Origin of the sequence: Algoriphagus sediminis (genome assembly GCF_030403435.1) — a bacterium.
GTDB lineage: Bacteria > Bacteroidota > Bacteroidia > Cytophagales > Cyclobacteriaceae > Algoriphagus > Algoriphagus sediminis.
Map to the genome: position 1 here is coordinate 237,672 of NZ_JAUEPH010000003.1, position 12,052 is coordinate 249,723.

Below are 12,052 nucleotides of genomic sequence, written 5' to 3' on the forward strand. Positions count from 1 at the left end.
AAGGTATTAAATAATTCTGGATGACTCAATGATCAAGTCATTCTTAATCTAGAAGGGAAAACCCCCGAGCTAATTTTTAACTCGGGGTTTTTCTTTGATTATTTCAAGCCATCTATGGGTGGAGCACCAAGGGCTTTGACTCTAGCTGCAAGTGAAGGAATGGTAGTTCCAGTCATCTGCTCTAGTTCGGTTTTTAGAGGGGCAAACTCAACCTTTCCAGCTGCAAGTGCCTCTTTTTGCATGCCTGTTGGACCGTATGTTCCCATTGCACCTCCATATGCGGCGTATAATCTATCCGTCACTGTTGGAGCCATATTGTCCTGTAGCTCTCGCTTCGCCAAATTCCCATTCATTTTACTTTCCAGGGTTTTTAGTGCCATTTCCGCATCATGAAGATCCTTAACCAAGGCCGCATCAGTTTTTCCTGATCTGCTTACGGCTACTTGCATGGCCTGGACTTGATTCTGAGCATCCTCAAAAGCAGTTTCAGCTAAGGTCAATTCATTCGCGAACTCCACAAGTTCTGCCCGAAAGGATTTGATTTCAGCAAGGCTTTTTCCTTCCAGGGCTCCTTCTCTTAGTGGTTTTATTTCGAAGGAAACAGGCTCTCCCATAGGAGTCATTTCACCGTCTTTGAAAGAAACCAGCTTTGCGGAATAAGTACCTGGCAAAGCCATCATTCCGCCAAAACCTCCAGCGCGAAGTCTCTCTGGATTAATAACTCCCTGACTTGCCATGGAAAGGTCCCAAGACATTCTGTGGATTCCGGAAGCATTTTTTGCTTTCACTCGTTGCACCAAATTCTCTTCAGAATCATAAATGTCTATATGCAATTCCGGAGCTTTTTCCATCATTTCGGCCTCTATGGCATCAAAACCGGGAAATTCAATAGAAGCGTCACCCATTTCTTTTTCTGCCTTTTGGCGGTCTGCTTTCATTGTGCTCATGCCTTCTTTGAGGAAATAGGAGAAAGTGACTCCAAAATCTGGGTTTGGAGCTGACCAGTAATCATCTCCCATTTGTCTTACAACATTTCGTGGTATATACCAATAGCCATCTCTTGGAGTGAAAAGGTGAGCGTCTTTTTCCAGCATTTCTTCAGAGATCTCTCTCAATGGGCTATAGTCATCCAGAATGAAGAACCCTCTGCCAAATGAAGCTCCCACCAAGTCATTTTCTCTACGCTGTATGGTGATATCCCTGAATGAAATCGTAGGAAGTCCACCATTTAATTCCATCCAGTTTCCTCCTCCATTTATAGAAAAGTAAACTCCAAATTCGGTTGCCAAAAAGAGAAGCCCTTCTTTTTCATGGTCTTGAACGATTCTCCAGGTGAGTAAAGGCTCCGGCAGACCATTGGTGATCAAGGACCAGCTTGCCCCATAGTTTGTGCTCTTGGCTACATAAGGCTTGAAATCTCCTTCCTTGTGATTATCTAAAACAACATAAACTGTGGCTTCGTCAAAAAGGTCTGCTCTGATATCATTCACAAATGCGTTTTCCGGTACTCCAGGGATGCTACCCACTTGGACTTCATTCCATGTTTCCCCCCCATCAGTAGTATATTGGATCAAGCCATCATCTGTTCCGGCGTAAAGGACATCGGGATTAATAGGAGATTCACCTAAAGAGGAAATGGTGCTGAACTCGGACATGGCATACATATCCCAGGCGTGATCCCAGCTTTGGTTTTTACCCATAATTGGCTCAGTGATTCGATCCCTTCCGGTAGTAAGATCTCCTGAAATTGCGGTCCAAGAATCCCCACGATCGGTTGACTTCCAAACTCTTTGCGAAGCAAAATAAATGGTACTAGGTACGTGCTGACTCGGTAAAATAGGAGAATCCCAGTTGAACCTTTCTTCGCCTTCATTGGCCCCGGGTTGAGGCTGAATGTACACTGCTTCACCGGTAATTCGATCCAACCTGTTCAAATATCCTTGTTGAGATTCAGCATATCCGATCTCTGGATTTCCAGGCTCTACGGCAGATTGGTGTCCATCTCCCCCAAGAACCCGAGACCAGTGTGCGTTGCGAATTCCATTTTCATCGTCCGTTCTGGAGGGGCCACCATGAGAGCCATTGTCCTGGGTTCCTCCATAAACATTATAGAAAGGAACAGCATCGTCAACGGCCACCTTGTAATACTGCGTCACCGGGAGATTTTTTATGTATCTCCAGTTTTTCGTTCCGTCTAAGGTCTCATAAATTCCTCCATCTGTTCCCAATAGCATAAAATCAGGCTCGTTTGCAATGAAATTCAATGAGTGACTGTCTGAGTGGGTACCATCGGTATCCAGTAAATTAAAGGTTTTTCCATGATCATAGGAGACCTGCATTCGTACATCGATCAGATAAATTGCACCAAATCTATGTGGGTCAGCAATGACTTCCTGATAATAATGAGGCCCTGTGGCACCAGCCACTGCATCAGACATTTTGGTCCAGGAAGCACCTTGGTCAGAAGACATAAAAACACCACCGGTTCTCCTGATTAATTCGATGGCGGCATATACATAGTCAGGGTTTTGTGGACTTATTGCCAAGCCTATCTTCCCTTTGATTCCTCCAGGAATTCCATTAGTCAGCTCGGTCCAGGTCTTTCCTCCGTCCATAGATTTATGGACCCCTGATTTTGGTCCTCCTCCTAGATATCCGGCTATGGTTCTGTGCCTTTGCCATGTGGCAGCGTAAACAATGTCTGGGTTTCTAGGGTCTATCACCGCATCTCCAACTCCCGTCCATTCCTCATCTCCAAGCGTTTTTTCCCACGTTTTCCCCCCATCTTCGGAGAGATAAAATCCGCGATCTCCTCCACTACTCCATAGCGGACCTTGAGAGGCAACCATAACGACATTTGAGTTTTCAGGATGCACAATTATTTTTCCAATGTGCTGAGAATCTTTTAGGCCCATATTTTTCCAAGTGGACCCCCCATTTTCACTGAGGTAAACTCCATCTCCAAAAGAAATATGTCGGCCACCATTGTTCTCACCCGTGCCTACCCAAATTCGGTTCGTGTTGTTTGGATCAATCGTAACGCAACCAATCGCAAATACAGACTGATTATCAAAAATAGGAGTCCAAGTAGTCCCTGCATTTTCTGTCTTCCATACACCTCCTGAAGCCACTCCAACATACCAGACGTTACGATTATTTGGATGAATAGCTATATCGGCGATTCTGCCTGAGGTAAATGCAGGCCCGATATTCCTCCAGGCGAAAGCCGAGAAGCTCTGAGCGGCCAGACCTTCCGCACTTGATTCTGTATTATTTTTTTGTGCCAAAGCGGGACTCCATAAAAGAGTAAGGCACAAAATCATTTGGTAAAACTTACGCATAAGATAGATTTTTGGTGTGAGTGATGTAATTGATAAAAATTTAAGATCGAAAAAAATCTTCAGACGGGGAAGTTTATTTTGGGAACGGAGGCTGTAAGTTTTCTGAAAAAGCTAATTGGGTGCTTTCCTGGAGACATAAAAAAACCCTGCAGAGATTTCTACAGGGTTCATTTTATGTTTTTTTAGGATTAATTACCCTTTTCTCCAATGGAAATCATCGCACATCTAAATCCGATAGCATTGGTAGCTGAATCTTGATGCATAAATCTTCGTGTACCCGGAGACAGCCAATAAGCCACATCTTTCCATGACCCGCCTTTGTATACTCTAAGCTCATCGGTTAGCAATGAGGTCTCATAGTTTTCTGCTTCGTCATAAACACCATCTTTTCGAAGAGGGTTTAGATCGTCAAAATCCTGAAATGAAAGTGGTCGATACACATCATAAACCCACTCATTCATATTTCCTGCCATGTGATAAAGGCCAAAGTCATTTGGCGCCATGTCGTACACATTGGTTGGTAGAATTTCTCCATCATTTCTTTGATTACCTGAGATACCTGCATAGTCACCTCGGCCTCTTTTAAAGTTGGCAAGGAAATCACCCTGCTTACCCTTACGCTTCACGTTGTAAGGGTTTCTCACTCCACGGCCATCCCATGGGTAAATTCTTCCATATTCCTGATTCTCTTCAAGATATTGAGTACCGATCATTGCTTTGGCGGCATATTCCCATTCAGCTTCATTTGGGAGTCGATAATCAGCTAAAGCTACTCCTCTTTCGATCAAAAGATTTTTGCTCATAGCAGAATCCAGACCTCTTTCCTCCCGGATCAATTCCTGAACATATTCAGTTCTCCACTTTGCATAGGCATTTGCCTGACTCCAGGAAACACCAGCAACAGGATAAAAATTAAATCCGGGGAATCGGAAATAATATGATTGGTACAAGTCATTAAAAGACATGGCTCCGGACCAAACATCTTCAGATGGTTCAAGTTTCAAAAGGGAATCGGCGCTCACCTTTTTCTTCATATCGAATAAGTATTCCCGATAATCGTTATTAGTGATTTCTGTCTCATCCATATAAAAAGACGCAACAGTTACCGTTCGCTCTAGATTGTCACGGAAAGCCATGATATCCTCTTCTTGCGAACCGAGCACTGCTCTACCGCCCTGAATAAATTTCAAGTTTGGACCGGGAATCTGCTCCGCATTTTTGGCCACAAAGAAACTGGTAGAATCCTCTTCATCGAAACTGAATTCTGCACCAGTCGTTGCACTTTTCTTTCCGGGATTTTTCGCAGTCCTGCGTCCGTATCCTGGAGTTTTATTACAAGAAGAAAGGATAACCCCAAAAATGATTAAGAAGGAAGCTATCCACATGCTCAATGAGGTGTTTCTCTGACGCATATTGTTATCGTGTTTAATCAATTTAATCCGCTAATATAATTCCTATAGTGAGCAGTTACAATAAATTAATGTCTGAGAACGGATTATGTTTTGGTTAAAATCCCCAAAATTACCAACCACAGACATTTAATATGGCGGAAAGTGCAATATTTATGCCAGTAAAAATTTTGAAATTTTACTGTGAAAGCATCTCTTTTAGTCGCTGATCCGCCTTGGAAATGGATGTTACTTCTCCTATGGTAAGAATCAAACGACTTTTGTATTCTTTTATTTTGCAAAGCCGCGGAAGTGTTTGAGTGAATTTCATCACCTTACCAAAAACCTCAGATGCATAATATTCTGATTTACTGGAAGGAAGTAAATAGCATTTCATTTTCCCGGATTTTAAAACGAGTTTTTCTATTCCAAGACTTTCAGCTTTCCAGCGTAGCCGAACAGTCTCCATAAGTTCCTCGACTGATTCAGGAATCGGACCAAAGCGGTCACTGAGCATGGCTGAGAATTTATTCAGACCTTCTTCATCTTTAATTCCATCCAACTTGGCGTAGAGACCTAGTCTTTCGGAGATATTACTTACGTATTCTTCGGGAATCAAAAGCTCCATGTCAGTTTCGATAGTGCAGTCCTGAACCAAGACAGCCACCTTTTCTTTTAAATCCACCTCGAAGAGGGAAGCAAACTCATTTTCTTTGAGTTCCTGAACGGCTTCATCCAAGATTTTATGATACATTTCGAAGCCCAGATCGGTAATAAACCCACTTTGCTCTGCACCCAAAAGATTTCCTGCTCCACGGATATCTAGGTCCTTCATAGCCACCTTAAAGCCATCCCCTAAATCGGAAAATTCTTCTAAAGTCTGAAGCCGTTTTCTAGCTTCTGCCGTGAGCCCGGACATTGGGTTGGTCAGTAGATAGCAAAAGGCTTTTTTGTTGCTTCTACCTACCCGACCACGCATTTGATGCAAATCACTCAAGCCAAACATATGAGCGCGATTGATAATGATCGTGTTTGCATTCGGAATATCCAGCCCAGACTCAATGATGTTTGTAGAAACTAGCACATCGTATTCATGATTAATAAAATCTACCATAATACGTTCCAGTTTGCGGCCATCTATCTGACCATGTGCACCTATCACTTTGGCATCCGGAACTAACTTCATGATTAAATTGGCTATGGAGTCGATTTCTCCGACGCGATTATGAACAAAGAAAACCTGACCGCCACGTCTAAGTTCATAGGCCACCGCATCCCGAATCACTTCTTCTTGGAATGTATGAGTTTCTGTGGTGACAGGCTGTCGATTTGGTGGAGGAGTCCCAATGACAGATAAATCACGCGCTCCCATCAGAGAAAAGTGCAAGGTTCTGGGAATTGGAGTAGCCGTGAGTGTGAGAACATCCACATCCACACGAAGATTCTTTAACTGATCCTTTACTTTCACTCCAAACTTCTGCTCCTCATCAATGACCAGCAACCCCAGGTCCTTAAACTGGATGTCCTTATTGACAATTTTATGTGTGCCTACGAGAATATCGATTTCTCCTGTTTTCACTTGCTCCACGATTTCACGAACCTCTTTTGCTGTTCTGAATCGATTGATGTATTCTATTTTTAGTGGGAATCCTTCGAGTCTCTCGGAAAAAGTCTGGTAATGCTGCATGGCCAAAATGGTGGTAGGCACTAATACGGCCACCTGCTTTCTGTCATTGACAGCTTTAAATGCAGCTCGAATGGCTACTTCTGTTTTACCAAACCCGACATCCCCACAAACTAATCTATCCATAGGGTAGCTCTTTTCCATATCCGACTTGACATCCGAGGTTGCCTGGGCTTGATCAGGAGTATCTTCATAGACGAAGGAAGATTCCAGCTCAACTTGTAAAATAGAGTCTGGGCTATAGGCAAATCCGTGGGCTGAACGTCTTTTAGCATAAAGTGCAATCAGGTCCTTGGCAATGTCTTTGACTTTTTTCTTGACCCTGGACTTTTTGTTGTCCCACTCAGGCGATCCCAATTTGGACATAGTAGGAAGGGAGCCTTCCTGTCCGCTGAATTTTGAAATTTTGTGAAGGGAATGAATATTCACATAAAGTAGATCATCATCACGGAACACAAGCCTGACTGCTTCCTGCATCTTGTCATTCACCATCACCTTTTCCAGACCGGCAAAGCGACCTATCCCATAATCCACATGGACGATATAGTCTCCAGCATGAAGAGCCTTGAGTTCCTTTAAAGTAAGAGCTTTGGATTTGCTCGCCTTCCTTCTGGACCTATATCTATGAAATCGTTCAAAAATTTGGTGATCCGTGTAGCATGCGATTTTCAACTCCCGATCTTCAAAACCCTCTTTTAGGCCCATTAGAATTGTTCCCACTTTTAGGGTAGGGTCCAACTCCTCAAAAATTCCCAAAAGGCGGTTGATCTGCTTTTCGTTTTCAGCGGTGATAATGGAAGTGAAGCCTTTATTTTCGTTTTCGCTCAAGTTTTCGACCAGTAGGTCAAAGTTCTTATTGAAAGCAGGCTGAGGTTTACTATCCCATTCGAACTTTCGGCTTTCCCTAAGGTAAAATTGCCTTCCGAATTCTACGATTTTAAACCTGGATAAGGCCTCTGAAAAATCCTGACTTTGGTGGAAAAGGGCTTCGGGTTTGATCAGAAGTTTTTCTGCTTTGGACCGGGAGACCATTTGCTCATGAGAAAGCTGAGCTTTGTGAAAGCACTCATCAATCACATCCAAAGTCAATTGATAATCCTTAATCCAAACAGTGGTTCTTTCCGGCAGGAAATCCAAAAATGATTGTCTTACCTCCTGGATTAGTGTGCTTTGTAAATTCGGTACCAAGGAAATGTGCTTCACATCTTGAAGGGAAAGCTGAGTCCCGGGATCAAAAGTCCGAATGCTTTCTATCTCTTTTCCGAACAATTCAAGCCTGTAGGGATTTTCGTGGGAGAAGGAAAAAACGTCCAGAATACCCCCTCTAATGGCAAACTGCCCAGGTTCGTAAACAAAATCGGTCTTCTCAAAATCATAACTGACCAAAACCTCAGAAATGAATTCCATATCAATTGCCTCTCCCACCCGAGCCACTAAAGTGTTTTCCTGAAGGGATCGCCTATTGATCACCTTTTCATAAAGTGCCTCAGGATAAGTGACTATCAATTTGCTTTTCAGGTCTGGTAATGCCAACGCCGACAGCATTTCTGCCCTTAGCAAAACATTGGCATTATCGACTTTGTCGTATTGATACGGGCGCTTGAAGCTTGTAGCAAAAATAAAATGCTCTTCCGTTTGAAGTAGATTTTGAAGGTCGGTGTTGAAGTAGGCAGCCTCTTCTTTGTCCTTGAGGATTACCAGGTGCACTCCTTCTTTTTCAGCAAAAATACTGCTTAGGAAGACAGCATCAATGCTTCCTGCTAATCCTTGAATTTGCACGTTTTGCTTTTTTTCAGCGAGTACTTCATGGGAAATACTCTGAAATAGCGGGTGACTTTGATAAAGGGCTAAAAAAGATTTTTGATCCAAAACGGTGTGGTTGCAGGGCTGAAGAATCGCAAATTTAGTGTATTCCAGACTTTTGGGAAAACTTCCCTAAATTCTCAGAATTTTGAACCTAAGGCTCGATAAAATGTTTAGCTCTACATGGTGGAGAAACAAGAGAAACTCGGATGGTTTCAACGCATCGAAAGGCTGCACCCTTACGAGACCCTGATGTATCTTGGAATGTTTGGCAGCGGGTTGATCTTTCTTTTTCTAACAGTGGCTTTTTTAGCTTCAGGTACTAATCAGCTTCAAGGCTTAAACAGGCATATACCCTTTTCTTTTCTAGCCTCTACTTTTCTTCTGGTGGTAAGTGGATATTCGGCCACCAAAATGAGACTCCATTATCAGGAAGAACGAATAGATAAACTGCAGGGGTCCTTGTTGATTACTCTGGTTTTGGGGCTGGTTTTCACACTTTTGCAGTTTTTGGGGTGGCAGGAATTAACAAATATGGGAATTGATTTTCAAGGAATCCCTTCTGGTAGCTTTTTGTATGTGCTTTCAGGGATACATATTTTTCACCTTCTTGGAGCTATTGTTTTCGCGATAATCCTTTGGCTACAATTAAAGAAGAAACAAACTGATCAAGTTGAAAGTCTGATTTTGGTAGTGAATCCCTATGAAAAAATGAGAATACGGCTTTTCACTACATATTGGAGATTTATGGACGCCATTTGGTTGATTTTATTCATGTTGTTTGTCATCAGTTTTTAGGGGATGAAATTAACTATTGAAACCAAGGTCGAGCAGGATTATCTTTCTGTAAAAGAAGGGTTCAATGAGAGCCTATTTACTAAATTAAGTCCTCCCTTTCCCCCAGTTAAGCTCCTCCGATTTGATGGATCGTCCAAAGGAGATATCGTTTCCCTTGAATTGAATTTTATCTTTTTCAAGCAAAAGTGGACCAGCGAAATCACAGAGGATGCGACGGATGATCAGGAGTTTTATTTTATTGATAAAGGGGTAGAACTTCCCTTTTTTCTTTCAAAGTGGACGCACAAACACCGAGTGATCAAATCAGGGTCTGGTACAATTATTCGGGATGAAATTGATTATGAAGCTCCCTTTTTTCTAATGACATGGTTGCTTTTCCCTGCCATGCTTGGGCAATTCGCTTACAGGAAGCCTGTTTATAAAAAAATATTCAAAAGGGGGTAATTAAGCCGTTTCAGGTAGATTTTCACACTTTTCGATCGTACAGTCACCATACAGAACCAGAGAATGGCTGGTAATGGCCGAATCAAATTCCTTTCCGATCAGCTCCTTGATTTCTTTGATTTTGGGATCTGAGAATTCTCGGATTTTACGGCATTGATTACAGACATGATGGTCATGGTGCTTATAAGCAAGGGCCTGTTCATACAGTGCTACCTTATCTTTAAATTGGTGTTTCACGGCCAGGCCACTTTCAACCAAAAGATCCAAGGTGTTGTAAATTGTTGCCCGGCTAATGGTACTTCCTGAATTTCTCATATTCAGAAATAATCCCTCCACATCCATGTGTTCATCTTCAGGCAAAGCGTAAAGCTCTTCCAATACAGCAAACCTTTCCGGAGTTTTTCTACTTCCTTGTTTAAGTAAGAAATCTTCAAAAATTCTCTTAGCCTTTTCTAAAATCTCTGGGTTTGACATTATACAGCACTTAGGTGATCCAAAGATGCTAGTTTTTGGGGCCAACTTCAACTTCAACACTACCCAAGAGACTAATTTGATTTTATTCTAATTAAAAACTGGATTTGATATTCGGAACAAGCCGGGTATTTGGGGCGTTTATAGGGTACCATTTATTCTAATTTAACTAACTTATCCACATCGCCCCATCTCCATTCATAATGGTTAGGATTGTTATTTTCAGTTTATTTTTTGCCTTTTCAACTTCTGCCAAAGTAGCAGCACAGGTTCCGGGATTCTTTCTCAAAGACGAATCAAAAAGGAAAGCAACCATTCCTTTTTATGCATCAAATAGTCTAATGATTATTCCTGTATCGGTGAATGGAAATACGCCTGTAAATTTTATGATTGATACGGGAGTGAGAGCCAATATTCTTTTTAGTAAAGATTTGGGAGATGCCATGGGTTTGGAATATAGCCGGAAGATAGATTTGGTAGGTGCGGATGGATCTGCTACCCTTGGGGCCTATGTCTCGCCTATTAATAATTTTGATCTAGGACCGGTGGAAGGGCGACTTCAGAGTTTACTGGTTTTGGAAGAGGATTTTTTGGAAATCGAAGCCGTGATCGGGACCCCTGTTTATGGAATTCTAGGTTATGAATTTTTCAAATACAATCCGATCAGAATCAACTATGACGATAGCAAGCTCGACTTCTTCAGGGAGGACGCTATGAAATGGAGACCTCCCTTTTATCATAAGTTTGATTTATCTATTGAGGATAATAAGCCTTATGTGGACGCGAAGATTAAGCAGAGAAACGGGGAAACTCTGGAAGCAAAACTGCTCGTGGATACAGGTGCCAATCATGGACTTTTATTAAATGCTGAAACAACCGATGAAATTGTTCTACCAAACAAAACCATAGAAACTCAAATAGGCCAATCCTTAGGAGGAGTGATCTATGGTAATGTAGGCCGGGTAGATAGAATTAATCTGGCAGGATTAAAAATGGATGAAGTGCTTACCTCCTATCCTGAAGAAAATGAATTCAGCTATGTGGTCCAGGGGACAGGAAGACAAGGAAGTCTGGGTGCCGAGATATTTGGTAGAACTCGTTTGATTCTTGATTATCCGAGGGGGAGAATGTTTATGAAAAAAGGGAGAGATTTCTATTCCCCTTTTGAATTTGATATGAGCGGAATTTTTGTCAAAAAGATAACCACCTTTGAAAATCGGTTTTATGTTGGACAGGTGAGAAAAAATTCACCAGCTGAGGAGCAGGGAATAAAGGCAAATGATGAAATCCTTTCGATAAATAAAATCCCTACTTTCATTTGGGAACTATCAGAAGTGATCCAGCTTTTTAGATCAGAAGAAGGCAAGGAAATAGAGCTGGAGCTCCGAAGATACAGGAATGATGACCTCAATGATTATGAGGATTATCGAACCATCATCAAGCTCAAAAAACAAATTTGATAAAGAAAATTAGGTACTTTTGAGCTTTGCGCTCTGAAGCGCCAAACCAAACTTAAAACCAACACAAGTGATGAAGAAATTATTAATCCCTGGAATTATCCTGCTTGTATTAGGCATTTTCTTGTATTCCTCTTTTAAAGGAACTTACAATGATCTGGTGAGAATGGACGAAGGTGTGGGAGGACAATGGGCTGAAGTCGAGACTCAATACCAAAGAAGAGCAGATTTGATTCCAAATCTTGTAAATACCGTTAAGGGATACGCTGACTTTGAGCAGGAAACTTTGACTGGAGTAATTGAAGCCAGGGCTAAAGCTACTTCCGTAACTATTGATCCAACGAATCTGAATGAAAGCAACATCGCGCAATTCCAGCAGGCTCAGGATGAGCTTTCTGGGGCATTAAGCAGATTGCTGGTTTCTGTGGAACGTTATCCTGAACTGAAAGCAAACCAAAGCTTCCTTGAGCTTCAGGCGCAGCTGGAAGGAACAGAAAACAGAATCGCTGTAGCTAGGAGAAATTTCAATAATTCAGTAGTAGAGTACAATACCTACCTCAGAACCTTCCCAAATAATATTTATGCTGGATTCTTTGATTTCGAGCGTAAAGGCACCTTTGAAGCAGCGGCTGGAGCTGAGAATGCACCAAACGTACAATTTTAAGC

8 protein-coding genes are annotated in these 12,052 nt (G+C 42.0%); 4 read left to right on the forward strand and 4 right to left on the reverse strand.

Annotated elements, in window-relative coordinates:
• Window positions 1–98: 98 nt before the first annotated feature.
• The 3 genes from QVH07_RS07595 to mfd all read right to left on the reverse strand — a co-directional run bounded on the left by QVH07_RS07595 (window position 99) and on the right by mfd (window position 8,282).
• Window positions 99–3,341, reverse strand: coding sequence for a WD40/YVTN/BNR-like repeat-containing protein (locus QVH07_RS07595; RefSeq protein ID WP_289999563.1), 3,243 nt, complete (start codon window positions 3,339–3,341; stop codon window positions 99–101).
• 188 nt (window positions 3,342–3,529) lie between these two features.
• Complete coding sequence (gene gldJ, locus QVH07_RS07600) at window positions 3,530–4,726, reverse strand: gliding motility lipoprotein GldJ (protein ID WP_493340622.1); 1,197 nt, start codon at window positions 4,724–4,726, stop codon at window positions 3,530–3,532.
• Between the two features lie 202 nt (window positions 4,727–4,928).
• Entirely contained in the window at window positions 4,929–8,282 is a 3,354-nt protein-coding gene (gene mfd, locus QVH07_RS07605; protein ID WP_289999565.1) for a transcription-repair coupling factor, read from the reverse strand.
• Between the two features lie 117 nt (window positions 8,283–8,399).
• Between mfd and QVH07_RS07610 the strand changes: the two genes are divergently transcribed.
• Together QVH07_RS07610 and QVH07_RS07615 are read left to right on the forward strand one after the other, a co-directional pair.
• On the forward strand, window positions 8,400–9,014 hold the full coding sequence (locus tag QVH07_RS07610; RefSeq protein WP_289999566.1) for a cytochrome c oxidase subunit 3: 615 nt from the start codon (window positions 8,400–8,402) through the stop codon (window positions 9,012–9,014).
• Window positions 9,015–9,017: 3 nt separating this feature from the next.
• Window positions 9,018–9,458, forward strand: a complete 441-nt coding sequence (locus QVH07_RS07615) for an SRPBCC family protein (protein WP_289999567.1) — start codon at window positions 9,018–9,020, stop codon at window positions 9,456–9,458.
• Here QVH07_RS07615 and QVH07_RS07620 read toward each other — a convergent pair whose 3' ends face one another.
• Window positions 9,459–9,932: a Fur family transcriptional regulator gene (locus tag QVH07_RS07620; protein ID WP_289999568.1), complete on the reverse strand. Its 474-nt coding sequence runs from the start codon at window positions 9,930–9,932 to the stop codon at window positions 9,459–9,461.
• 200 nt (window positions 9,933–10,132) lie between these two features.
• Here QVH07_RS07620 and QVH07_RS07625 point away from each other — a divergent pair, with 200 nt between their 5' ends.
• Together QVH07_RS07625 and QVH07_RS07630 are read left to right on the forward strand one after the other, a co-directional pair.
• Entirely contained in the window at window positions 10,133–11,389 is a 1,257-nt protein-coding gene (locus QVH07_RS07625; RefSeq protein ID WP_289999569.1) for an aspartyl protease family protein, read from the forward strand.
• A gap of 70 nt (window positions 11,390–11,459) precedes the next feature.
• Window positions 11,460–12,050 carry a LemA family protein gene (locus QVH07_RS07630; RefSeq protein ID WP_289999570.1) on the forward strand — a complete coding sequence of 197 codons (591 nt, stop codon included), beginning with the start codon at window positions 11,460–11,462 and terminating at the stop codon, window positions 12,048–12,050.
• Window positions 12,051–12,052: the final 2 nt, after the last annotated feature.